The 23676-nt window shown below is 71.4% G+C and carries 20 protein-coding genes; 10 read left to right on the top strand and 10 right to left on the bottom strand.

Annotated features, from left to right (window positions below; all coding sequences use genetic code 11):
- Window positions 1-29 precede the first annotated feature (29 nt).
- Together AC1DP1_RS18610 and AC1DP1_RS18615 are read right to left on the bottom strand one after the other, a co-directional pair.
- Entirely contained in the window at window positions 30-560 is a 531-nt protein-coding gene (locus AC1DP1_RS18610; protein ID WP_477508101.1) for a hypothetical protein, read from the bottom strand.
- 4 nt (window positions 561-564) lie between these two features.
- Complete coding sequence (locus AC1DP1_RS18615) at window positions 565-1059, bottom strand: hypothetical protein (protein WP_477508102.1); 495 nt, start codon at window positions 1057-1059, stop codon at window positions 565-567.
- A 66-nt stretch (window positions 1060-1125) separates the two neighbouring features.
- Here AC1DP1_RS18615 and AC1DP1_RS18620 point away from each other — a divergent pair, with 66 nt between their 5' ends.
- Complete coding sequence (locus tag AC1DP1_RS18620; protein ID WP_477508103.1) at window positions 1126-1785, top strand: ion channel; 660 nt, start codon at window positions 1126-1128, stop codon at window positions 1783-1785.
- Here AC1DP1_RS18620 and AC1DP1_RS18625 read toward each other — a convergent pair.
- Both AC1DP1_RS18625 and AC1DP1_RS18630 read right to left on the bottom strand, forming a co-directional pair.
- A complete protein-coding gene (locus AC1DP1_RS18625) occupies window positions 1760-2149 on the bottom strand; it encodes an MmcQ/YjbR family DNA-binding protein (protein ID WP_477508104.1) in 390 nt (129 codons plus the stop codon). The genes AC1DP1_RS18620 and AC1DP1_RS18625 overlap by 26 nt on opposite strands.
- A 39-nt stretch (window positions 2150-2188) precedes the next feature.
- Window positions 2189-2749, bottom strand: a complete 561-nt coding sequence (locus tag AC1DP1_RS18630; protein WP_477508105.1) for a hemerythrin domain-containing protein — start codon at window positions 2747-2749, stop codon at window positions 2189-2191.
- A 78-nt stretch (window positions 2750-2827) separates the two neighbouring features.
- On the opposite strand from AC1DP1_RS18630, the gene AC1DP1_RS18635 reads away from it, so the two are divergent.
- Complete coding sequence (locus AC1DP1_RS18635) at window positions 2828-3343, top strand: DUF1707 SHOCT-like domain-containing protein (protein WP_477508106.1); 516 nt, start codon at window positions 2828-2830, stop codon at window positions 3341-3343.
- A gap of 135 nt (window positions 3344-3478) precedes the next feature.
- Here AC1DP1_RS18635 and uvrB read toward each other — a convergent pair whose 3' ends face one another.
- Window positions 3479-5608 carry an excinuclease ABC subunit UvrB gene (gene uvrB, locus AC1DP1_RS18640; RefSeq protein ID WP_300044892.1) on the bottom strand — a complete coding sequence of 710 codons (2130 nt, stop codon included), beginning with the start codon at window positions 5606-5608 and terminating at the stop codon, window positions 3479-3481.
- A 79-nt stretch (window positions 5609-5687) separates the two neighbouring features.
- On the opposite strand from uvrB, the gene AC1DP1_RS18645 reads away from it, so the two are divergent.
- From AC1DP1_RS18645 to AC1DP1_RS18660, 4 genes are all read left to right on the top strand, one after another.
- Window positions 5688-6512: an aminoglycoside phosphotransferase/kinase family protein gene (locus tag AC1DP1_RS18645; RefSeq protein WP_477508107.1), complete on the top strand. Its 825-nt coding sequence runs from the start codon at window positions 5688-5690 to the stop codon at window positions 6510-6512.
- A gap of 34 nt (window positions 6513-6546) precedes the next feature.
- Window positions 6547-7791, top strand: coding sequence for a phospholipase D-like domain-containing protein (locus tag AC1DP1_RS18650; RefSeq protein WP_477508108.1), 1245 nt, complete (start codon window positions 6547-6549; stop codon window positions 7789-7791).
- A 154-nt stretch (window positions 7792-7945) separates the two neighbouring features.
- Complete coding sequence (locus tag AC1DP1_RS18655; protein WP_477508109.1) at window positions 7946-11383, top strand: VWA domain-containing protein; 3438 nt, start codon at window positions 7946-7948, stop codon at window positions 11381-11383.
- Between the two features lie 7 nt (window positions 11384-11390).
- On the top strand, window positions 11391-12155 hold the full coding sequence (locus AC1DP1_RS18660) for a hypothetical protein (protein WP_477508110.1): 765 nt from the start codon (window positions 11391-11393) through the stop codon (window positions 12153-12155).
- Here the strand turns inward: AC1DP1_RS18660 and AC1DP1_RS18665 are convergent.
- From AC1DP1_RS18665 to AC1DP1_RS18675, 3 genes are all read right to left on the bottom strand, one after another.
- Entirely contained in the window at window positions 12141-12992 is an 852-nt protein-coding gene (locus AC1DP1_RS18665; protein ID WP_477508111.1) for a hypothetical protein, read from the bottom strand. The two genes, AC1DP1_RS18660 and AC1DP1_RS18665, sit on opposite strands and share 15 nt — an antisense overlap.
- Window positions 12989-14659 carry an NAD(P)/FAD-dependent oxidoreductase gene (locus AC1DP1_RS18670; RefSeq protein ID WP_477508112.1) on the bottom strand — a complete coding sequence of 557 codons (1671 nt, stop codon included), beginning with the start codon at window positions 14657-14659 and terminating at the stop codon, window positions 12989-12991. Before AC1DP1_RS18670 ends, AC1DP1_RS18665 begins: the two co-directional genes overlap by 4 nt.
- Before the next feature lie 103 nt (window positions 14660-14762).
- Window positions 14763-15695 (bottom strand): DNA-3-methyladenine glycosylase family protein, encoded by a 933-nt coding sequence (locus AC1DP1_RS18675; RefSeq protein ID WP_477508113.1) that lies wholly within the window; start codon window positions 15693-15695, stop codon window positions 14763-14765.
- Between the two features lie 101 nt (window positions 15696-15796).
- Here AC1DP1_RS18675 and kynA point away from each other — a divergent pair, with 101 nt between their 5' ends.
- From kynA to pepN, 3 genes are all read left to right on the top strand, one after another.
- A complete protein-coding gene (gene kynA / locus AC1DP1_RS18680) occupies window positions 15797-16651 on the top strand; it encodes a tryptophan 2,3-dioxygenase (protein ID WP_477508114.1) in 855 nt (284 codons plus the stop codon).
- Between the two features lie 97 nt (window positions 16652-16748).
- Window positions 16749-18038, top strand: coding sequence for a hypothetical protein (locus tag AC1DP1_RS18685; protein WP_477508115.1), 1290 nt, complete (start codon window positions 16749-16751; stop codon window positions 18036-18038).
- Window positions 18039-18130: 92 nt separating this feature from the next.
- Window positions 18131-20563: an aminopeptidase N gene (gene pepN / locus AC1DP1_RS18690; RefSeq protein ID WP_477508116.1), complete on the top strand. Its 2433-nt coding sequence runs from the start codon at window positions 18131-18133 to the stop codon at window positions 20561-20563.
- A 33-nt stretch (window positions 20564-20596) separates the two neighbouring features.
- Here pepN and AC1DP1_RS18695 read toward each other — a convergent pair whose 3' ends face one another.
- Window positions 20597-21406: a resuscitation-promoting factor gene (locus AC1DP1_RS18695; protein ID WP_477508117.1), complete on the bottom strand. Its 810-nt coding sequence runs from the start codon at window positions 21404-21406 to the stop codon at window positions 20597-20599.
- Between the two features lie 476 nt (window positions 21407-21882).
- On the opposite strand from AC1DP1_RS18695, the gene AC1DP1_RS18700 reads away from it, so the two are divergent.
- Complete coding sequence (locus AC1DP1_RS18700) at window positions 21883-22956, top strand: App1 family protein (protein WP_457186755.1); 1074 nt, start codon at window positions 21883-21885, stop codon at window positions 22954-22956.
- 28 nt (window positions 22957-22984) lie between these two features.
- Here AC1DP1_RS18700 and AC1DP1_RS18705 read toward each other — a convergent pair whose 3' ends face one another.
- Complete coding sequence (locus AC1DP1_RS18705; protein ID WP_477508118.1) at window positions 22985-23605, bottom strand: hypothetical protein; 621 nt, start codon at window positions 23603-23605, stop codon at window positions 22985-22987.
- Window positions 23606-23676 lie beyond the last annotated feature (71 nt).

The following is a 23676-nucleotide window of genomic DNA, read 5'->3' on the forward strand; positions in this document are numbered from 1 at the left end:
CCGCGGCTGTCCCCCGTGCGGGGTCGTGCTCAGAGGGCGTCGAGCTCGCTGACCTTCCAGTCGCCACCCACCCGCTGCACCGTCACCAGCACGCGATCCAGGTCGAGCGTCGGACGGTCGAGGTCGTCACCCGACGTGCGCTGGTTGACGAACACCAGCACCCGGGCGTACGTCGAGGATGCGGTCACCAGCGCGGTGTCGACGACCTCGGCCTCGACCACCCTGCGGTCACGTCGGCTCGACGTGGTCACGCCGGCCATCGTGCGGTCGTAGCGGTCACGCATCGCCGGGGTCATCAGCACGCGCGCGGCGGCCTTGTCGTCGGCGAGCGTCCTCCAGGAGTAGCCGTAGGCCGTGGAGGCGCCCTCCGCGGCGCGCTCACGCACCGTTTCCTTCACCGCCGACGACACCACGGCGGCGTCCGCCGAGTCCGCGCTGCTGACGTCGGCGCCGGAGTCGTCCCCGTCGTCGCGCAGCACCCACACCAGCGCGCCTGCGGCCAGCACGACCAACGCCGTGAGCGCCACCAGCCACCGGTTCACCGTCGTCCTGCCCGTCACGTCGTCACCGCACGAACTGCAGGTCGCTCGTGAGCCAGCGGTCGTCCTCGCGGACGAGCCGCAGGCGCAGCCGGTAGTAGCGGACCTGGCCGTCGGCGCCCGTGCCCGTGTTGGTCACCGTGCTGTTGGCCGCGACCAGCACCGTCGCCGACTCCTCGTCCTGGTCCCCCACGCCGAGCGCGACGACCTCCGGGGTCGAGGTCGCCTCGGTGCGGACGGCCTCGCTCGTCAGCGTCTCGCGCTGGGAGGCGTACTGCTTCGCGAAACCTCCGGTCGCACCGTCGAGGACGGCGTCGATCAGCGGGTCCATGTCGCGGTGGTCGACCGTGAGGAAGGCCATCGCCTCGCGGCGCGCCGCGCCGGCGACGTCCTGCTGAGCAGCCGTGAGGTCGGCGTCGACGTCGTCCTGCCGGGTGACGACCAGCCCGATCGCGACCAGCAGCGCGACGAGCACGACGGCGAGGCCGCCGGCCACCCATCGCCCCGCTCGCTCGCCCACGGGGCGAACCTAGCCCAGCGGAGCGTCGCCGTGCGGGTGATCCGCGCGTCCCTAGACTGCGTCGTCGTGGGCAGACGAATCGACCAGGTGACCGCGCACCCGTCCGGCATGCTGCTCGGTGCCCAGCTGCTCCAGGTGCTCGCGTGGCCGTTCCTCGGCGGCTCGAAGGTCGGCGGTGCGTTCCTCGGTGTCATCGGGATGCTCGCCGTCGGCTCCGCGGTGCTCGCGGTCCGGCGTACTCCCCACGTGAGCCGCGTGGTCTTCTTCCTCGGCGCCCCGACGATCGTCTTCACGCTCCTCGAGGCGATCTTCCCCACCACCGACCCGATCGTGCTGGTGTCGGGCCTGCTGCACGCGCCGTTCTACTTCTACGTCTCCTACGCGATGCTGCGCTACCTGCTCCACGACGACGTCGTCACCACCGACGAGTACTTCGCGACCGGCGCGGCCTTCACCGTCGTGGCGTGGGGCTTCGCCTACCTCTTCGTCGTCACCCAGGTGGTGTGGCCCGACTCGTTCTCCAACGCCGAGGGCTTCCGCTTCACGTGGTTCGAGCTGCTCTACCTGTCGTTCTCGACGCTCACCAGCGTGGGGCTGTCCGACATCGTGGCCGTCGGTGAGCAGGCCCGCTCGGTCGTCATGATCGAGATGATGGTCGGCGTGTTCTACATCGCGATGGTCGTGGCCCGCATGGTCGGCCTCACGATGATGCGTTACCGCCGCTGACGGCCTCCCAGCCCTCGGGCCGGTCGCGCTTCGGCAACCGCGAGACGACGAGCCGGTAGGACTCCTCCACCGCCTCGACCAGCTCCTCGTCCGGGATCGCGCCGGCCAGGGAGAGGTCGTTCCAGCCCGACCTGCCGATGTACGCCATCACGCCGGCATCGTCGGGGTAGCGGTCGAGCCACTCGTCGGCGACCTCACGCGTCGCGCCGGCCTTGACGCCGACCGTCGTCGCGCCGAGGAACGCGAAGATCTTGCCGCGCTCGCCCGGTCCGACCTTGTACACCGGGTGCTCGTGGTCCCAGGGGTTGTCGGGCCACGCGCCGGGGAGCCCGGCGCACAGCGCCTCCGCCTGCGTCACGTCCACGCGGTCACCTCCCGCCGGGTCAGCCTGTGTGCGGCTCGATCAGTCGTCCTCGTCCTCGTCGTCGTCGAGCAGGCCTTCCTTCTCGGCCTCCTTCACGATGTGCCGGACGTTGTCGATCCTGCCGCAGTCGGCGTCGAGCTGCGCGTTGCGCTCGGTCGCGAAGGCCTCGCCCAGCTCGACGCGGACCTTCTCGCTGACCTCCTCGCGCGCCGGGTTGAGGATCGTCAGCTCCTCCTCGGTGAGGTGGTGGTTGAGCGCGGTGGCGAGCTCCTCCACGGCGTCGTCGAAGGCCTGGGTGTCGGTGCCCTTGAGCTCGAGCACCTTCAGCATCGCCTCGTGCCCCTCGGCGTGCTCCTCCTCGCCGTGCTCGGCCTCGTGCTCGGTGATCGCGTCCTTCGTGCGCAGCTTGGGGTAGACGTGCTTCTCCTCCGCCTCCGCGTGCGCGACGTGCAGCGCGGCGAGCGCCCTGCGGACGGCGTCGCGGTCCGACGTGCTGTCGCGCAGCTGCCGCATGAGGGCCTCGAAGCGGCGGTGGTCCTCGAGGATCAGGTCGATGACGTCACCGGAGACGGGGCGGCCGAGGTCGATGGGAGTGCTCATGGAGCCGACGCTAGCCCCGGGGCCGGCCCATGACACACCGCACACGTCCGCAGGGGTGGGCGCGCCTACGATGTCGAGGTGCCCGAGATCGAGGTGTGGCGGCAGTTCGACCACGACCCCCGCAGTCCCGCCAACGCGGGCATCCGCGCGTCGGACCGCGACCGCGCGGTGGTCGAGGCCGTCCTCGCCGACGCCTTCGCCGAGGGTTGCCTCACGCGCGACGAGTACGACGAGCGCACCGAGACGGCCCTCGCCAGCCGTACCCTCGGCGAGCTCGTGCCCCTGATCGGCGACCTGCCCGTGGGCCCGACGCGCCGGTCGGGCAGCGGCGACCTCCGCGACCAGGCGGTGCGCATGTGGGAGGCCGACCGCCGCGAGGCCCTCCTCGGCCTGATCGGGCTCTCGGCCCTCCTCTGGACCATCTGGGCGGTGACGATGTGGGGCGGGTTCCCGTGGCCGCTCTTCCCGATGGGCTTCGCGCTGATGAACCTCGTGCGCATCGTCGTCAACAAGCGCGACGTCATCGAGGAGCACACCCGGAAGCTGGAGAAGAAGGAGCGCAAGGAGCTCCAGCAGGGCGACGACGAGTCCTGACGTCCAGCCTCAGCGCGCAACCGTCGGTGTGCGTGTCAGGCGCTCATCGCGTCGCCGGCGCTCGCTTCGCTCGCGCAGCTCCCCGCTCCTCGGGTGCGCCACGAACCTCGTTCCTCGGCTCGCGCGCACCGCTCGTCACTTCGTCGCCTCCATCATCTGGCGGAGCTCCTTCTTGAGGTCGCCGATCTCGTCGCGGAGCCGGGCCGCGACCTCGAACTGCAGGTCGGCAGCGGCCTGCTTCATCTGGTCGGTGAGCGCCTGGATGAGCTCGGCCAGGTCGGTGGACGGGATCCCGGCCGTGTCGGGCGCCTCGGCGTGGATCCTGGACAGCGCGGGGGTCGGCGACTTGCCGGCCTTCACCCCACCGGCGCGGCCCTTCTGGCCCACGTCGGCCCAGGTGCGGAGCAGCTCCTCGGTGTTCTCGTCCTCGCGGGCGAGCATCTCGGTGATGTCGGCGATCTTCTTGCGCAGCGGCTGCGGGTCGATGCCGCGCTCGGTGTTGTAGGCGACCTGGATCGCCCGGCGCCGGTTGGTCTCGTCGATCGCCTTCTCCATCGACGGCGTGATCTTGTCGGCGTACATGTGGACCTGGCCGGACACGTTGCGGGCCGCGCGACCGATGGTCTGGATGAGCGACTTGTCGGAGCGCAGGAAGCCCTCCTTGTCGGCGTCGAGGATCGCCACCAGCGACACCTCGGGCAGGTCGAGGCCCTCACGCAGCAGGTTGATGCCGACGAGGACGTCGTACTCGCCCATGCGCAGCTCACGCAGCAGCTCGATCCGCCGGAGCGTGTCGACCTCGGAGTGGAGGTAGCGGGTGCGGATGTTGGCGTCGAGGAGGTAGTCGGTGAGGTCCTCGGACATCTTCTTGGTCAACGTGGTGACCAGGACGCGCTCGTTCTTGTCGGCGCGGGTGCGGATCTCGTGGATCAGGTCGTCGATCTGGCCCTTGGTCGACTTGATCACGACCTCCGGGTCGACGAGGCCGGTCGGGCGGATGATCTGCTGGACCGTGTTGTCGACGCCGCCGACCCGGTCGAGCTCGTAGTTGCCGGGGGTCGCCGACAGGTAGACCGTCTGGCCGATCCGGTCGACGAACTCGTCCCAGCGCAGCGGACGGTTGTCCATGGCGCTCGGCAGCCGGAAGCCGTGGTCGACGAGGTTGCGCTTGCGCGACATGTCGCCCTCGTACATGCCGCCGATCTGCGGGACAGCGACGTGGGACTCGTCGACGACGAGGACGAAGTCCTCGGGGAAGTAGTCGAGCAGCGTGTTGGGCGCGCTGCCGGGCTTGCGACCGTCCATGTGCATCGAGTAGTTCTCGATGCCGGAGCACGAGCCGACCTGGCGCATCATCTCGACGTCGTAGGTCGTGCGCATCCGCAGCCGCTGCGCCTCGAGGAGCTTGCCCTGCTTCTCGAAGGTGGCCAGCTGGTCGTCGAGCTCGAGCTCGATGCCCTTGATCGCCCGCTCCATCCGCTCCGGACCGGCGACGTAGTGGGTGGCCGGGAAGACGTGGAGCTCGGTGTCCTCGGAGATCACCTCACCGGTGATCGGGTGGAGCGTCATCAGCCGCTCGACCTCGTCGCCGAAGAACTCGATCCGGATCGCGAGCTCCTCGTAGACCGGGAAGATCTCGAGGGTGTCGCCGCGCACGCGGAACGTGCCGCGGGTGAAGGACATGTCGTTGCGGGTGTACTGGATCTCCACGAGGCGGCGGAGCACCGAGTCGCGGTCGTGCTCCTCGCCGACCTTGAGCCGCAGCATCCGGTCGACGTACTCCTGCGGGGTGCCGAGGCCGTAGATGCACGACACCGTCGAGACCACGATCGTGTCGCGGCGGGTGAGCAGGCTGTTGGTGGCGCTGTGACGGAGCCGCTCGACCTCCTCGTTGATCGAGGAGTCCTTCTCGATGTAGGTGTCGGTCTGGGGGACGTAGGCCTCGGGCTGGTAGTAGTCGTAGTAGGAGACGAAATACTCCACGGCGTTGTCCGGGAAGAGCTGGCGCAGCTCGTTGGCGAACTGCGCGGCGAGGGTCTTGTTGGGCTGGAGCACGAGGACGGGACGCTGCAGCTGCTCGGCCACCCACGCCACGGTGGCCGTCTTGCCGGTGCCGGTCGCGCCGAGGAGCACGACGTCCTGCTCGCCGCCCTGGATCCGGCCGACGATCTCCTTGATCGCGGCCGGCTGGTCGCCTGACGGCTCGTAGTCGGACACCACCTTGAAGGGGGCCACCCGGCGCTGGAGATCGGTGACTGGACGCATGCGTCGAGCGTACGCGGAGCCACCGACAGCGGCCCTCCCCCTGCCCAGCCCGTCGACCCGCCGTCCTACGCTCGCTGCCATGCCTTCTCGGGATCCACGCGGCGACACCGGAGGACCGCCGGACCACGTGCTCGACCTGTTCGTGGCCGAGGGTGTCCTGGAGCCCCTCCCGGGCGGCCGCGGCACGACCTGGCGGGCCGGCGACCTCGCGCTCTCCCCGGGGCACGACGCCTCCGAGGCCTGGCTGGCGCCGATCCAGGCGCGGCTGGCGGTGCGGCTCGACGAGCAGTCGCCCCGCTCGGTGCGGCTGGTGCTGCCGGTGCCCGCCCGCGACGGCAACCTCGTCGTCGACGGCTGGGCCGCGACCCGCTTCGAGCCAGCGACGACACCGTGCCTGGACCTCGCAGCCCTGAGGGCGACCGCCCACCTCCTGCACGCCCACCTCGCCAGTGCGGTGCCCGAGCGACCCGGCGAGCTCGACGCGCGCACCGACCGCTGGGCACTGGCCGAGCGTCAGGCGTACGACGCCGACGCGGCCGTCGCGGCGGCGGCGCAACGCGCCGAACCGGGCCTGGCGGGGCTCGTCAAGCGGCTCGCGGCCGGGTTGGACGACACCGACCTCGGCCGAGAGCACCTGGTCCACGCCGACCTCGCGGGCAACGTCCTGCTCGACGCCGCCGGGACCCCGTTCGTCATCGACCTCTCCCCCGCCTGGCGCTCACCGCTGTGGGCCGAGGCGGTCTGCGTGCTCGACGCGGTGCTGTGGTTGGGCACTCCGATGGCGGCGCTCGACGACTGGCGGGCCGGGGTCGCGCGGCAGGCGATGCTGCGGGCCGCGTTGTTCCGGGTGCTGTCCGACGAGCCGTGCGACGTCGCGCGCTACGCAGCCCTCGACCTGGCCTGAGCCCCGTGCTGGGTGCCATCGCTAGATTGAGCCCGTGACCGTCGCCCGCACGCTGACCGCCGTCCGGCGCACCCTGATGGGACTCGTCGGTCTCCAGCTCACGGTCGCCGTGGCGCTCTCGCTCGTCGACTCCTACCGCCGGCGCGGCAAGCGGCCCAAGCCGTTCCCCGTGACCGGTCCGGGCACGGTGCCGGTCGGTGACGGCGAGATCACGACGTACACCTTCGGCCGCGACCTCTACGACGACATGCTCGCCGCCATCGACGGCGCCAAGAAGCAGATCCTCTTCGAGACCTACATCTGGAAGGGCGACGAGATCGGGTGGAAGTTCAAGACCGCCCTCGCCGCCGCCGCCGACCGCGGGGTCGACGTGCACTGCATCTACGACGGCTTCGCCAACATGGTCGTCTCGCCGGCGTTCAAGCGCTTCCCGCCCTCGCTGAAGGTGCTGCGCTACCCCGTCTGGACGGCCGGCTTCCGCGTCTGGGACCTGCGCCGCTACGGCCGCAACCACCGCAAGATGCTGATCGTGGACGAGGAGGTCGCCTTCCTCGGCGGCTACAACATCGGCTCGGCCTACGCGACCGAGTGGCGCGACACCCACGTCCGGATCAGCGGGCCCGGCGTGTGGGACATGAAGCGCGCCTTCGCCGACTTCTGGAACCTCAACCGCCACCACCGGCTACGGCGCAACGACCGGCCGCTGCTGATCGAGACGGCGTCCGACTGGGACCCCCATATCCGGGTGCACAAGAACATCCCGCGGCAGTGGAACTTCCCCATCCGCAGCATGTACCTCGAGGCGATCGCCCGCTCGACCCGCAACATCTGGCTCACCACCGCCTACTTCCTGCCCGACCAGGACTTCGTCGACGCGCTCGCCGAGGCGGCGCGGCGCGGCGTCGACGTACGCATCCTGCTGCCGCTGAAGTCCAACCACATCGTGGCCGACTGGATCTCGCGCGGCTACTACGGTCAGCTGCTCACCGCCGGCGCGCGGATCCTGCGGTTCAAGGACGCGATGGTGCACGCGAAGACCGCCACCATCGACGGCAGCTGGTCGACCGTCGGCACCGCCAACATCGACCGCCTCAGCCTGCAGGGCAACTACGAGATCAACCTCGAGGTCATCGACCCGGCCTTCGCCGCGGTGATGGAGGAGGTCTTCACGAACGACGAGTCCAACTGCCTCGAGCTGACCCTGTCGGAGTGGGAGGCGCGCGACCTCAACCGGAAGTTCACCGAGAGCTTCCTCGCTCCCCTGCGCCCGCTGCTCTGAGCGGGGCCGGCGCGTCCGGCGGACGCTGAGGTCTAGACAGGAGAGGCGATCTTCGGGGAGAGCCTTGTGCGCCCGACGGCGCCGAACCTAGGTTTCCCGCACCGTAGGGGGCCGACGGGGGACTCCTGCACTCGTGCAGTTCGGGAGTCCGCCCATGGCTCAGACGTTGCTTGCCTCGCGTCGCTCGTCCACCCTCTCGAGCATCGTGGCGATGCTCGTCTCCCTGGCCGTGGTGCTGTCCGGCATCGGCACGGTCACCGCGTCCGCCGCGCCGGCGGCGCCCACGGAGCCGTCGTACGTCACGGACCTCCAGCCCGGCTCCGGCGTGCGGGCCAGGTTCGCCGCCCTGGAGGAGTTCGCCCGGGTCCAGGCCCGGTTCACGACCGGCGGGGTCGTGCAGAGCCTCGAGAAGGCCGACCGCCAGCTCCAGCGAGCGTTGCCGCACCAGAGCGGTGACCGCGGCCTCGACCTCGGCCTGTTCGACGCCGACTCGGCCATGATCAACCAGCTCAACGCCCTGTCCTCCTCGGCGGCGGGGTCACGCGACACCATCGGCGCCGGGATCGCCGAGGCAGACCGCATCGCGGCCGTCACCGAGCTCGACACCTTCCTCGCGCTGCCGCCGTCGGCGGTCGGGGGCGAGGGCGCGCGCAACGCCGTCGTCGCGGCGTTCGACAAGGAGTACCGCCAGGTCCTCCAGCACGTGCGCGACAAGAGCTTCGCGCAGGCCAGCACCAAGGCCGGGCGCGCGTGGCAGGTCGCCTACACGGCGGTCACCGACTACTGGGCGCAGTCCGACCCGGACGGAGACCTGATCCCCCGGGACCGGGAGATCTCCGCCGGCACCGATCCCGACAAGGCCGACACGGATGGCGACGGGCTCACCGATGCCGTCGAGCTGCTCAACACCTTCACCGACCCCACCCGCTCGTCCACCTACGACGGCATCGCCGACCAGGACGTCGACGTCGACGACGACGGCCTCACCAGCGCCCAGGAGCAGCGGGCGGGAACGGACCCGATCGAGCCCGACACGGACGGTGACGGCCTGCTCGACGGCCGGGAGGTGCAGGGCAGCTACAGCGACCCCTCCGACCAGGACACCGACGACGACGACCTGCTCGACGACAGCGAGCTGCGGCTCGGGACCGACCCGCGCAAGGCCGACACCGACGGCGACGGGATCGCGGACGGCAAGGAGGTCTACACCTCGACCGTCGAGCGACCGGGCGCGGGCCTGTCGGTCCGCCTGACGGGTGTCGGCGACGTGGCCCGCACCGCGGCGACCACGGTCGAGACCTCGCGGCCGCTCTACGCCGACATGCCGGGCCGCCTGTCCGCCGCCGTCGACGTGTCCGCCACCGCGGACTTCGAGTCCGCGGCAGTGAGCTTCTCCTTCGACCCGGCGGCCGTGCCGGACGGCAACGTCGACGGACTGGCCGTCGGCTACTACGACGACGAGGCCGGCGCCATCGTGCCGCTCCCGACCACTGTCCGGAACGGCGTGGCGACGGCGACCACCGACCACTTCACGACCTTCGTGCTGTTCTACGTCCCCAACTGGAACAGCGTCTTCGAGCTCTGGGACCCCACCGACCCGGGCACCGGTGAGCCGGGCGGCGCCGAGTTCGTGGACGTGATGCTCACGCTGGACTCCTCCGGGTCGATGTCGTGGAACGACCCCGAGGGCCTGCGCCGGGACGCCGGGAAGCGCTTCGTGGACGGCCTCATCGAGGGCGACCGGGTCGGCGTCGTCGACTTCGACTCCTGGGCGACGCTCGCCCAGCCGCTGACCCGCGACTTCGCCACCGCCAAGGCGGCGATCGACGCGATCGACGACAGCGGGGGCACGGACATCGGCGCCGGGGTCTCGGTGGCCAACCGCGAGCTGATCGACAACGGCGCCCCCGAGCACCTCAAGGCGCAGATCCTGCTCACCGACGGCGAGGGCCCCTACTCCGACAGCCTCACCCAGGAGGCGGTCGACAACGACATCGCGATCTACACGATCGGTCTGGGCCAGTTCGTCGACGACACGTTGCTGCGACAGATCGCCGAGGCGACCGGCGGTCAGTACTTCGCGGTCGCCAACGCGGAGGACCTGCCCGAGGTCTTCGACCGCATCGGCGGCGACATCGACGAGGGCGCGGACACCGACGGCGACGGCCTGCTCGACGGCGACGAGGTGCGCGGTGTCGTCACCGGCACCGGCCTCACGGTGATGACCGACCCGTTCGACGCGGACACCGACGACGACGGGCTGTGGGACGGCGACGAGCTGACCTTCGAGCGCGACTGGGGCATGCCCTACCCGGCGTTCTTCTACCGGATGGTGAGCGACCCCCACCAGGGCGACTCCGACGGCGACGGCCTCTCCGACGCCGAGGAGGTCGACGCCGGCGGCGACGCGATGCGCAGCGACGTCGACGGCGACGGCGTCGACGACGGCGAGGAGTACGTCCGCGGCTGGGACCTCCTCGCGGGCAATGCGGACGGCGACCGCTTCGACGACTCCGAGGAGCTCGAGGGCGACACCGACCCCTTCACCTACGACCCCTCGCTCGGCGACCGGACCCGGGCGTTCGTCGCCGGCGCGCTCCTCGGCGAGATCGGCTACTGGATCGCGGACCGCGGCCTGACGCCGACCATCAAGGTGCTGGACCCGCCGGGACCCATCCCGCCGACCCTGGTGCCTGGCATCAACGCGATCGACCCGTGCGACATCCCGTTCGCCAACTGCCAGGACCTGATCTCGTTCGAGCCGTTCCTCGCCGACCAGCCGGAGTACCTCGCCGGCATGATCACGCTGGGCCTCATCCCCTTCGTGGACATCGTCGTCGCGGTCCGCGACACCATCGGCGCAGCGATGCGCGGCGAGTGGGGCTGGGCCATCTTCGAGGTCGCCGCCGGGGCCCTGGGCTTCTTCGTCCCCGTGGCGGGCGACATCCCGGGCATCGTGAAGGACGCGGGCAAGTGGGTGGCGCGCACGGCGAAGGCGGACGAGCTCATCGTGTGGCTCGCCAAGGCGTCGAAGGACAGCAAGGCCTTCGAGGTCCTCTTCATCCCGATCATGCGGGTCCTGAAGCCGGGCACCTACTCGAGCCTCAGCGGGAAGATGTCCGACGCCTCGATCCGGAGGCTGGCTCGCGGTGGCCAGAACCTCGACCACATCAAGGCGCTCATCGACGACGCCGCCGTGGAGATCGCGTCGACCGGGGGCAAGTGGTTCGACGAGACCGCCACGCGCGGCTACTGGGGCCGGGAGGCCGAGGACTTCGTCAGGGGTGCGAGCGGCGGCAAGGCCAAGCGGTTCTCCGCGCCGGTGAACGGCGGGAAGTTCCGCATCGTGGACGACTTCGTCGACGACGCCGGCACCGTCCGGGTGAACGAGGTCAAGACCGGCGACGGGCGGCTGGACTCCCGCGCGCAGACCCAGATCGACAAGGACGCCTACCTGGTCAACAACGGTGACGTGGACGACTACACCTGGAACTTCTTCCCGAGCGGTCGGTCCGACCGCGTCGGCCCCGACGCCGACCTGCTCGCCCAGCTGAAGGCGAAGGGGATCGCGGTGAAGGTGTGGCTGCCATGATGACGCCATGCTGATCGGGGACCCGGCGTCGCCGGAGCGGGCGCGGGACTTCGTCGCCCGGTGGCCGGGCCTCCTCCGCGATCGCCTGGCGTGGTTCGTGGCGGAGGTCGGCGCTGGTGCACCGGGCCCCGAGGCCCTCGACGGCCTCGTCGTCGCGGTCGTCGACCGGATCGGCGAGGAGCGCGTGATCGAGCCCGTCCCCGAGTGGTACGACGCCTCGCTGGCGTCGGCGGGGTGGTCGGCGTACGGCGCCGCCCTCGCCGAGGGCCTGACGGCCTTCGTCGCGGAGGTCTATGCCGCGCGACTCGGCCGCCCGCTCCCCTGGGTGCTGGACGAGGACCCCAAGAGCGCCTACCACCTGAAGCCGGTGGTGGCCGTCGAGGGGATCGCTCCCCCGTGGCGGCAGGTGATCGGCACCGTGCGGCAGGTGCAGTCGGGAACGGACCCCGGCCGGCTGCGCAGCGTGGTGGAGCACAGCCTGGCCCAGCTGCCTGCCTCGGGGAGCGCGCGTCCCGAGCAGGAGGTGGACCTCGTCGAGGTCACGGCAGTCGACCGGGGGCGGTGGCAGGTGTCCTTCCCCGAGGACATCGACGCCCGACTCGGTCGTGCGGCGTACGCCGACCTCGAGGGCGCGCTCGCCGGCGTCGACGGCGTGACGGCTGCCGTCATGGAGGACCGCGACCGCGCCCTGCTCAGCACGGGCGAGGGCATCGACCGGGCCGACCTCGAGAGTCGGCTGACCCGGGCGGTCAGCGCGCTACGCGACGGGTAGCCGGGGACCCCGGAGCGCGAGGATCCAGGCGGACACGACCGCGATCCACGCCAGCCCGGCGACGTACGCCGCCGCCTGCCAGCCCGACCAGTCGACCACGTCGCCGTAGCGGAGCAGTGCCACCGCCTCGAGGACGACGAACGCTGCCCCCGTGAGCCCGACGGGCCGCACCGACTCCCGGTCGTCGACCAGCCGGGCGTGGGCCGAGGCCCAGCCCAGCCCGACCAACCACGCCCCGATGGCGCGGGCGGTGAGCGGCGTCAGTGGCCACGACCACGCGTCAGCGGCCCAGTCGGGCGCCAGCAGCAGCGCCACGCCGGTGGTGAGCAGCAGCGCGGCCAGGCCGACGAGGAGCCACCGCAGGCCCGCCGGGAGGCGTAGGACGTCCACGACCATCGTGCCGCCGGCGCGCCCCTGCAGCACCAGGCCGACGACCATGGCGACCGGCACCCCGGCATAGATCGCCAGCCAGCCCCAGGTGATCGCGCGGGCGCTGGCGGGGTTCGCGGCGCCGAGGTGGAACTTGTCGAGGTGGACGAGCGTGACGACCAGCGTGAGGACGGTGAACACGAGCACGGTCCACACGGTGAGGCGAGCTCGACCCCAGGTGCGCGAGCGCGCGCCGGCGACCTCCAGGACGGCGCTGGACCAGTAGGCCGCGCCGAGGAACGCCGCCGTCATGGGCACGTCGATGGTCCACGAGAACCACTCCGCCGTCCGGGTCGCGAAGACGGTCAGCTGGAAGCCGGCGAGGAAGACGAGCACCGCCGCGACGACGAGGAGCACCCGCATCCCGCGCGTCACCGGCGCGCCGGTCCCGGCCCGGTGCCGGCTCATGCGGTCGGGGTCGCCTGCGGGTGCGCCGCGAGGTAGCCGTGCAGCGTCGCGATGACCGTCGCGCCGTCCCCGACGGCCGTCGCGACCCGCTTGATCGACCCGGCGCGCACGTCGCCGACGGCGAAGACACCCGGCAGGGTCGTCTCGAGCGGCAGCCGCCCCTCCCCGCCGGCCACCACGAACCCGGCCGCGTCACGCTCGATCTCCGCGGGCAGCCACTGCGTGCGGGGCACCGATCCGATGAGCACGAAGAGGCCGCCGGCCGGGACCTCCTCACCGCCACCGGGACCACCGTGCTGCTCACCCAGGGTGAGCGCCGCCAGGCACCCGTCATCCTCGCGCCCGTCCAGCACCGCCGTGCCGTAGCGGATGCCGACGTTGCGCGTGGCGTCGAGCTGCGCGATGAGGTACTCGGACATGCTGGCCGCGAGCGACGCGCCCCGCACCAGCAGCGTCACGTGGCGCGCGTAGCGGGCCAGGTGGAGGGCGGCCTGCCCGGCCGAGTTGCCGCCGCCGATGACGTAGACCTCCGTCCCGGTCATCGAGGGCGCCTCGGCGACGGCCGCCCCGTAGAACACCCCTCGTCCGACGAGGCCCTCCAGCGTGGGCACGCCGAGGCGGCGGTAGTCGACGCCGGTGGCGATGACGACGCTGCGGGTGCGGATGATGCTGCCGTCGGACATGGAGACCGTCCGCAGGTCGCCGTCGGTGCCGAGCGCCTGCACCTCGCGCAGGAAGGAGTACTCGCTGCCGAAGGACCAGGCCTGCTGGAACGACCGGAAGGCCAGGTGCGCGCCGCTGACGCCACGGGAGAAGCCGGGGTAGTTGCGGATGAGCGAGGACGTGCCGGCCTGGCCGCCCACCGCGGACTGCTCGACGACCATCGTCGACAACCCCTCGGAGGAGGCATAGACCGCGGCCGCCAGGCCGCTGGGCCCGGCGCCGACCACCACGACGTCGTACACGCGGTCGGCCGGCAGCGGTGCCATGAGCCCGAAGGCGTCGGCGATCTCGAGGTCGGTCGGCGCGACGAGCGTCGTCGGTGGGTTGGTGAAGGCGAGCTGGAGCACCGGTAGCTCCGGGTCCTTGAGCCCGAGCCCGGCCAGCAGCCGGTTGGCGGACTCCGTGCCGACCTGGTGGAAGCCGACCGGGATGTGGTTGCGCCCGAACTGGTCGCGCAGCGCGTGGGTGCGCTCGTCGCGCTGCTCGCCGATCATCCGCACCGCCTCGAAGCCGATGCCCTGGGCGAGGTGCCAGTCGTCCAGCGTGTCGGTGATCGCGCCGTGGAACTCCTCGTCGCGCCGGCGCTCGGGTCGCAGGAGGACGAGCTCGGCGTGCCCGTGGGCGACGGCGGCGAAGACGTCGCCGGTGCTGGCGAAGTCACCCCAGATCGCGGCGACCGCCCGCTTCGCCGACGGGTGCAGCGAGTAGGCGCGGCGCAGGAAGTCGAGGCCGTCGCGGTCGTCGGGGCCGAAGCAGGCGATCACGAGCGCCACCTGCCGGCCCCACCGGCGCAGCCCCTCGAGGACCGCACGGGCGTGCTCGTAGCTCGCGCACACGACCACCTCGTAGTCGCCTCCGTACCTGCGCCGCAGCTCCGACCCCAGCACGTCCCTCGACGTCTCGTCGGTCGTGGCCAGGAGCAGGACGGGATCGACGTCTCCCATGTCGGCCCTCCCTCAAGCCTTCACATCGGCTTCGACGCTACTCCGGGCCCGCCGCGGGCGGCGACACCATTTCTGGGGGTCTGGACCGCGTCCGGGCGGCCCGTCAGCGGGTCGGGAGGTGCGTCGGGATGCTCATCCGCGGACCGCGCCGCGGCCGTGCCTGACCGCCGGCCATCGCCATCGCGGCCGCGCGGCCGCGCTGGGGGCGGTAGGGCTCGAGCAGCTCCCCCATCTCCTCGTCGGTGATGTCGTGGCCGACGAGCGCCCAGCCGACCCAGTTGGCGAGGTGGTAGTCGCCGAAGCTGACCGCGTCGGGGTCGCCGAGGGCCCGCTGGCGCACCTCGGCGCTCGTCCACACGCCGACCCCGCGGATCGAGCACAGCCGCCGCTCGGCCTCGTCGCCCGACACCTCGGCCACCCGCTCGAGAGACGACGCCAGCCGGCAGGCGGTGACCATGGTGCGCGACTGGGCGGGCTGGACGCCGAGGCGCAGCCACTCCCACGACGGGATGGAGGCGATCGTGTCCGGGGTCGGCTGCAGCATCAGCCGCAGCGGCGCGACGGGACCCGGCGCGGGCTCGCCGTGGCGGCGTACGAGCTCGCGGAACGAGCCGAACGCCTGCTTGCCCGTGACCTTCTGCTCGAGGATCGAGGGCACCAGCGACTCCGTCACCAGCCCGGTGCGCCCGATGCGCCAGTGGCGGTGGGTGCGCCACCCGGCAGCGACCTCGGGGTGGTGGTGCGGCTCGAAGGCGGACGGGTCGTCGTCGGCGCCCAGCAGTGCCGGCATCCGGTCGAGCGCCCACTCCGCTCCCGGCCCCCAGGCCCAGCCGAGGACCTCGCCCGCCGACGCCCTGGGCTGCACGCACAGCGTCGCGGGCCCCTCCGGCGTGCGCATGGCGCGCCAGATCCGGCCGGACTCCTCGTGCCGCTGCGTCGGGTCACCCGCCCCCCGGCGCTGCGGACGCAGCACCTGCGCGGGCGCGCACGGCCAGTCGGGCACCCAGGTGCGGGTGCGCTCGTCCGGGGTGGCCATGGGACGACGGTAGACGAGGACACCGACGGGGCCACCGACGCCGTTCAGTCCAGGACGTGCACGTCCTCCGCGTGGTGGCGACCGTCGACTACCTTGCAGCCATGGGCGAGACACCGAACCGACGCGACCTCGAGGACGGCATCCAGAAAGACTTCTCGAAGTCGATGTCCTACGGCGACTACCTGCGCCTCGACACGCTGCTCGCGGCCCAGCAACCGCTGTCGGACCCGCCGCAGCACGACGAGCTGCTCTTCATCATCCAGCACCAGACGAGCGAGCTCTGGCTCAAGCTGATGATCCACGAGCTGCGCTCGGCCCGCGCGCTGCTGCGCACCGACGACCTCTCCCCCGCGCTCAAGCGGCTGGCACGGGTCAAGCACATCCAGCACACGCTCACCGACCAGTGGTCGGTGCTCGCGACGCTGACGCCGTCGGAGTACGCCGAGATCCGGCCGTTCCTCGCGACCAGCTCGGGCTTCCAGTCCGCGCAGTACCGCGAGGTCGAGTTCCTCCTCGGCAACAAGAACGCCGACATGGTGAAGGTCTTCTCCCACGACGAGGCCGCCCGCACCGCGCTCGACGAGCTGCTGCACGAGCCGTCGCTGTACGACGAGTTCCTGGCCTACCTCGCCCGCCAGGGGTACGCCGTCCCGCAGCGGTTGCTCGACCGCGACTGGACGCTGCCGCACACCAGCGACGCCGAGCTCGTCGACCTCTTCGCGTCCGTGTACTCCGCGCCCGCCGAGCACTGGGGCGTCTACGAGACCTGCGAGGAGCTCGTCGACGTCGAGGACGCCTTCCAGCAGTGGCGCTTCCGCCACCTCCAGGTCGTGCAGCGGGTCATCGGCCACAAGGTCGGCACCGGCGGGTCGTCGGGCGTCGACTTCCTCAGGCGGGCGCTGTCGCTCACCTTCTTCCCGGAGCTCTACGAGGTGCGGACGCGCATCGGGGAGTAGGTCTCCGCCCCGGCGATGCGAAGCGCTTGCCAGACACTCCACGCGTGGGCAACCTGAAGGTCAAGGTGACACCCACCCCGGGCATCTGGGAGGCGGCATGCCGGGAGCACGGCCCTACGTTGCGCTGCTGGTCCTTCCGGTGCTTGCCATGGGTTGCAGCGGGAACGAGCGCGAGCCCGGCCGCGCGCCAGTGACCCCGTCATCCCCCACAGATGCGACCAACCAGGCGTCGGAGCCGACACCGTCGACTCCGAAGCCCATTCCGCAGAAGCAGCTGGACAGGCTCGACAAGCTCCTGAGCAACGTCAGGTTCCCGGATCGGCTGAAACCCGGATTCGAGCTGCGCGAGGTGCATTACGTCTCCGCAAGGGACGCCATCGCAGAGTTCGTCCGCACCGGCGGTGGGATCGACGACTGGGCGACTGCTGTCGCGATCACCAAGGACAACTGGAGACACGCCACCACGCTGGTCGTGCCGCACAGCGTTGCGAACGGTTTCGAATCTGTCCTGATCGACGATGGCGCCGCCGTCGTCAAGGTCGGCGACGAGTACTCGCGGCGCCCGATCCCGCCCTTCGTCCTCCACCCCGATCGGACGGTGTCGCCCCTACAGACCCCGGGGCGAAGGACGCTGGACGGGAACGCCCGGCTGCTCGATGCAGAACGCTACGGATTCGCCTTCGGCATCGGTCACTTCAGGTCCACAAGGCTCTGGGCAGTGGACGTCGACGCGGCAGAGCTCTTCCCGATCGAGGGGTCCCGATTCGGTGAGCTCTGGGAACATGTGCCAGGTCGCGATGGAGCGGTCCTCAGCATGCAGGGCTACAAGCGTCGGACGCAGACGTGGCGCTTCGACACCAGCACCGATGCCGGCCGCACGTGGCACACCGCGGACGTCCCCCTTCCTCTCAAGGGCAGGTTCCCGTCGATCTACGCGGGTGTGTCCGACCATGCTGTAGGACCAGGGCACCGTCAGACCGTCGCCATGACCGAGGCCTTGCTGGACCTTCCGTCGCTCCTGCACGGACTCTGGCAGACCGAGGACGAGCTGACGTTCCGTCGGGTCCGGCTGCCGAAGGACTTCGAATTCTTCGGAGGCATCGCATATGCCTCGGACGGCGCGTTACTGCTTGCCGAGGTACAGGGCCCCACTGCGTACTGCGGCAGTGGTGATCCGCTGGCGTGCGACAGACCCGGCCGGATCTGGCGGCTCGGGCCCCACGGCGCGGAGTTCGAGCTCCTCCCAGAGGCACCCCAGCTGTTCGGCCACTTCGGCATGGTCGGGATCTCCGTGTCCGGCGGGATGATCGTGGCGCGCACCGGGCACGACACTGTCGCCGTGTCGCGCAACGGATACGACTGGACCGGGGTCAGGCCCGGGCGCTGAGCGGAATGACCTCGCTCCGGTGAACCGCAGCGCTCTAGGCTGCGAGAGGCGCTCGACCCTGGCGCCGTCCACCGACCCTGAGGACCACACCCGTGTCCGTCCGCAGCCTTCGACAGGAGGAGGCGATCGAGCGCGGGACCCTTCTGTCGGTCACCTCCTACGACATCGCCGTCGACCTCACCGACCTGCTCGAGGGGCCCGCGTTCCGGGCCGTCAGCACCGTGCAGTTCACGGCCACCGAAGGTGCGTCGACGTTCGTCGACTGCTGTGCCGAGGTGGAGTCGGCGACCCTCAACGGCAAGCCGTTGCCGGCGGCCGAGGAGGGGCGCATCACCCTTGCCACCCTCCAGCAGGACAACGAGCTCGTGGTGGCCACGGTGCAGCGCGACACCAAGGACGGTCGCGGCGTGCACCGCGCCGTCGACCCCGCCGACAAGAACGTCTACATCTGGACCTCCTTCGAGCCCGACGAGGCGCGCTACGCGTGGGCCTGCTTCGACCAGCCGGACCTCAAGGCCCCGCACGCGTTCACCGTCACCGCGCCGGAGTCGTGGACCGTGGTCAGCAACTCGGGCGACCCGGTCGTCGAGGAGGTCCATGGTGGCCGCCGGTGGACGTTCTCGCCCACGCCGCCGCTGTCGACGTACAACCCGGTCGTGGTAGCCGGTCCGTTCGTCGAGCTGCGCAAGGAGGCCGGCGGCTACGACATGGGTCTGTATGGCCGCCAGACCCTCGCATCCGTCCTCGAGCGCGACTCCGAGCAGCTGTTCACCCTCACCGAGCAGGGACTCGCGTTCTACGGTGACCGCTTCAGCATGCCGTTCCCGCAGCGCAGCTATGACCAGGTCTTCCTGCCCGAGTTCGGTGGGGCGATGGAGAACTACGGCTGTGTCACGTGGACCGATGACATCCTGCGCCGCCACGAGCCGACCACCGGCGAGTGGCAGTGGTTCGTCAACGTGCTGCTGCACGAGATGGCGCACATGTGGTTCGGCAACATCGTCACGATGCGGTGGTGGGACGACCTCTGGCTCAACGAGGCCTTCGCCGAGTTCGCGTGCATGTGGGCGGCCGAGCGGGCAACGGCGTACGGCGACACCGCCGCGAACAACCTCGTGCACGAGAAGCTGGCCGCCTACCTCGCCGACCAGGGCCCCAGCTCGCACCCGATCCGCCAGCCCGTGCCATCGGTCGCCGACGCCGAGTCGATCTTCGACTCGATCACCTATCCCAAGGGCGCCGCAGTGCTCAAGCAGCTCATGTACTTCGTGGGCGAGGAGACGTTCAGCAGGGGCATGAGCGACTACTTCGCCGAGCATGCCTGGGGCAACACCACCCTCGACGACCTCGTCGACTCGCTGGAGAGGGCGAGCGGGCGCGACCTGCAGCCGTGGCGCACGGCGTGGCTCGAGACCGCCGGCGTCGACAGGCTCGGCATCGAGCAGACGGCCGACGGCCTGGTGCTCACCGCGGTCGGCGCTCACGGCGTCCCGCACCCGCAGGTGGTGGGCGTCGGTGGCTACCGCCGGGCGGGCGACGCCCTCGAGGAGGTCGGCTCCGTCCTCGTCGAGGTCGACGGCGAGCGCACGCCGGTCGAGGGCCTGCCCGTTGCCGACCTCTACCTGGTGAACCACGACGACACCACCTTCGCCACGACGCGACCCGACGCTGCCGGTCGTGGGGTCCTGGTGGGACGTCCCTCGGGACTGCCCACGACGCTGACGCGCGCAGTGGCGATGGCGACCGTGTGGGACATGCTCGCCAGCGGCGACGCGACCGCCGCCGAGGCCGTCGGAGCGATCACCGACGTGCTGTCGGTCGAGACCGTCGAGACGGTCGTCGACCCGTGTCTCGAGCTGGCCATCACCGCCGCCCAGCAGTGGGCGCCCGAGTCGGAGCGGGCCGGCCTCGAGGCGCGGGTCGCCGCTGCTGCGCGTCACCTTCTCGACTCCGGGGTGTCGCGTCAGACGGCGCGGCGGGTGCTGGTGCGCACGGCGGCGAGCGAGGGTGACCTCGACGCGCTCCTCGAGCAGGTCGGGGACGACGTCGACCTCCAGTGGTACGTCCTCGAGCGCCGTGCCGAGCTCGGCACGGTCGACGCCGACGCCGTGCAGGCCCTGGAGCATCGCGACCCCGACCCCGACTCGTGGATCCGCGCCCTGCGGGTGCGCGCGAGCTCGCCCTTCGCGGCGGCGAAGGAGGAGGCGTGGACCGAGGTGGTGGATCGCAATGTGCCCATCCAGTCGGCGAGCACGGTGGCCGCAGCGTTGTGGCGGCCAGGACAGGAGGAGGTGCTGGCGCCTTGCACCGAGCGCTACCTCGAGGGGCTGTCCACCTTCCACGAGGGCGGGATGATTCCCGGTCTGGCGCTGACCGCCAACCTCTTCCCGCTGTTCGCGATCGACGAGGCGTGGGTGGCGCGCGCCCGCGAGGTTGCCGCGGCGAAGGCCGCGCCGGTCGTCGTCAGCGCCCTCACCGAGCGATCCGAAGAGGTGCTGCGGATGGTGCGCAGCCGCGGCTTGTGAGGCTGTGCCCGCCCCGGTGAGGGCGTCACCGACTCAGAGCAGGCGCCCGCAGTTCGGCCACGGCGAGCGGCCGCGCTGCTTGTAGAGCAGCTTCGCGCGGTAGGTCTGCTCGGCCGCCGAGGCGTTCGTGGGGATGCCGGAGCCGCCCACGCTGCGCCAGGTGCCCACGTCGAACTGGTAGAGCCCGTAGTAGCCGGCCGGGTTGACCGCACGCGGGTTGCCGCCGGACTCGCAGTTGGCGAGCGCGCCCCAGTTGAGGCCGTCGGCGCCGGTGACGGCGTAGGCCTGGCGGCCGACGAGCACGCGGCGCGGGCGCGGGTCCTTGACGACCTTGCGCTTGACCACGCGGTACTTCACGGGCTCGCCGTTGTGGAAGGTCTTGACGGCGACGACCTTGCGGACGCCGGCGCGACCCTCGCGCACGACCTTGCGGCGGCCGGGCTTGAGCTTGGTCGTCGGGACCTCGACGGTGCCGGCACGCACGCGCTCGCGCTTGGACTTGCGCTCCTTGACCACGTCGGTCAGGCGCACGACGTCGCCCTGGCGCAGGCGCTTGCGGGGACCGCTGACCTCGCGGCCGTCGCGGACGACGTCGACGAGGTCGTTGCCGTCGACGGGGACGCCCTGCGTCTCGAGGAGCTCACCGGGCCACACGCGCGGCACGGTCGCCACGTCGACGGGCGGCTGGTCGGCCACCTTGAGGCGTACGGCGACGGCGTCGCGGCTCGTCTCCTGCGCGACGGCGCTGCCGGGCACCAGGGTCAGGGCGAGAGCGGCTGCGGCGGCGCCGGCGGCGGCACCTCGCAGGCGGGCGGACAGGGCGGGTGTGGTGGTGGCACGCACGTGCTTCGGACCTCACGGGTTGTGCGCCTCCGGGGGCGCTCGGACGCGACACCGTCGAGTCAGGCGTCGAGGCCGCGGCGGGCAACACCTCGCGATGGGAGGCGCCCCGTTCACGACGGGGACCCTGGCCTGCGGCTCCTCCACCAGAACACGATCGACCGGTCATGTCGAATCCCGGGCAGGGCAGGGTCCCGGCCCGCACTCCTGCCGTGAGCGTGCCGGGACGCCGGGATCCGACCGGTCCGCGTGAGGCAACTCACGGGGTCGGCCGGGTCGTGGAGCCGGTCCTCAGGCGTCGTCCGCCCGTGCATGGTCGTCCAGGGACGAGGCCCACACCCGGGCGACGAGACGTCCCATCGGCCCCCGGTGCATCAGCGTCAGCAGCAGCTTCTGCCACGAGCTGGCCCCTGGGATTCCTGCGCGCGTGAGGCGTGGGAGCGCGGGGCGGACGCCTCCTGTCCACATACGGTGACTGCGTGAACCTCCATCGCCTGGTCGCCGCCCTGGAGCGCGCGTGGGACGGCGCCCGGCTCCTGAACCTCCATCGCCTGGTCGTCTCCGCAGAGCGTGCGTGGGACGGCGTCCGGCTGCGCCGCCGTCGCTCCGGGACGCCCGAGCACTTCCGGATCGAGCCCTACATCGGCCACGGCGGACCAGCGGGCGTCGTCGTACGCGGTCGCGTGCTGGACAACCCCCTGGCCACCGAGGCAGTGGACGGCGAGGGGATCAGGGCTGCTGCGCGCCGAACCGTGCGGCACTTCCTGACCGACGAGCTGCCAGGCGTCCCCCTCAGGATCACGGTCGGCGGTGCCAGCGTCGACACAGCCACCGACGGCGACGGCTACTTCCTGGCCAGGATCGCACCGACGGACGCCCTCGAGAGCCCGTGGACACCGGGAACGGTCGAGCTCCGTGGGGACTACCGCGGCGTGCGCGGCAAGCGCGCTGCGGCGGTCGACGTACGCGTCCCGTCCGCCGATGCCTGCTTCGGGATCGTCTCGGATGTCGACGACACGATCCTCCAGACCGGCGTCCAGCGGGTGGTACGGATGATCGTCCAGACCTTCACCGGCTCCTCGCTCACCCGCACGGCGTTCCCCGGGGCGGTCGAGCTCTACCAGGACCTCGCCGCCGGGGTGAACCCGGTCTTCTACGTCTCGTCCAGCCCGTGGAACCTGTACACGTTCCTGGTGGGCTTCCTGCGGCACCGCGGCTTCCCGCTCGGGCCCGTGCTGCTGCGCGACCTGCTCGGCACCTGGCGGGGACGCGAGCAGAAGCACGACCGCATCCGGGAGGTCCTCGACCTCCACCCGGAACTGTCCTTCGTGCTCCTCGGCGACTCCGGCGAGCACGACCCCGCGATCTACGCCGACATCGTGCGCGAGCACCCCGGGCGGATCCTGGCGGTCTACATCCGCGAGGTGCGGCTGGACCCGGGCGACGGTCGCGTGGAGAAGGTCTCCGACGCCTGGGGCCCGGACGTGCCGTTCGTGCTGGCCGCGGACACCGATGCCGTACGCCGTCACGCACAGGGCCTCGGGCTGCTCTGACGACAGCGGTCGAGGACCCTCGGCCCGGCTAGGACAGCGTGACGACGGTCGGCGGCTCCGACCAGCCGGACCACAGGCCGCCGCTGCCCTGGCACCTGACGGCGTAGGTCTCCGTCGTCCCGGCGCCCTGGAAGATCGTCCAGGTGCGGGGACCGCCCTGGTCGAGCCCGTCCCCCAGCGACGTCCAGGTCCCGTCCGCTGCCAGGATCCCGAGGTCCTGCGTCACGCACCCGGTCCCCGACCCGCTCCAGATGCGCACCTGGCCGTCCGACGCCTCCGCCCAGCCGAGCGGGCCCCTGGGTCCCTCGGGCGGCGTCGCGACGTAGACCGTTGGGCTCGTGCCGAGCGAGGCGTTGCGGCGCGTCTCCGCGGTGACGTAGATGGCGTGCAGGTCGCCCGGGGAGAGGTCGGTGATGCGAGCGGTGGTCGTGGACACGTAGACGGGTGACAGCCCCGGCGCGGTGACGACGTAGTGGTCGGCCCCCTTGACCGACGTCCACGTGAGGTCGACGGAGCGGCTGTCGACGGCGACGGCCGAGGTGATCTCCGGGGGCTTCGGCAGCGGCTTGGCCGCGACGGTGGGTCCACCGGAGGCCAGGACCACGGCAACGAGGAGGACGAGGACTGCGAAGATGCGACGAGGACTCATGCGGCGCTCCGAGGGCGTGGGGGCCACGCCCGGCCCCCGAGTCCCGCCAACGTAATCCCGCCCTCGCCCCG

Source organism: Nocardioides sp. P4_G10 (assembly GCF_056401175.1).

Coding starts and splice junctions, on each gene's coding strand:
- AC1DP1_RS18645 (WP_477508107.1), top strand. CDS start 5,688: ATGCCTTCTCGGGATCCACGCGGCGACACCGGAGGACCGCCGGACCAC.
- kynA (WP_477508114.1), top strand. CDS start 15,797: ATGGGCGAGACACCGAACCGACGCGACCTCGAGGACGGCATCCAGAAA.
- AC1DP1_RS18665 (WP_477508111.1), bottom strand. CDS start 12,992: ATGAGCCGGCACCGGGCCGGGACCGGCGCGCCGGTGACGCGCGGGATG.
- AC1DP1_RS18705 (WP_477508118.1), bottom strand. CDS start 23,605: ATGAGTCCTCGTCGCATCTTCGCAGTCCTCGTCCTCCTCGTTGCCGTG.
- AC1DP1_RS18655 (WP_477508109.1), top strand. CDS start 7,946: ATGGCTCAGACGTTGCTTGCCTCGCGTCGCTCGTCCACCCTCTCGAGC.
- AC1DP1_RS18685 (WP_477508115.1), top strand. CDS start 16,749: ATGCCGGGAGCACGGCCCTACGTTGCGCTGCTGGTCCTTCCGGTGCTT.
- AC1DP1_RS18630 (WP_477508105.1), bottom strand. CDS start 2,749: ATGAGCACTCCCATCGACCTCGGCCGCCCCGTCTCCGGTGACGTCATC.
- AC1DP1_RS18675 (WP_477508113.1), bottom strand. CDS start 15,695: ATGGCCACCCCGGACGAGCGCACCCGCACCTGGGTGCCCGACTGGCCG.
- AC1DP1_RS18660 (WP_477508110.1), top strand. CDS start 11,391: ATGCTGATCGGGGACCCGGCGTCGCCGGAGCGGGCGCGGGACTTCGTC.
- AC1DP1_RS18670 (WP_477508112.1), bottom strand. CDS start 14,659: ATGGGAGACGTCGATCCCGTCCTGCTCCTGGCCACGACCGACGAGACG.
- uvrB (WP_300044892.1), bottom strand. CDS start 5,608: ATGCGTCCAGTCACCGATCTCCAGCGCCGGGTGGCCCCCTTCAAGGTG.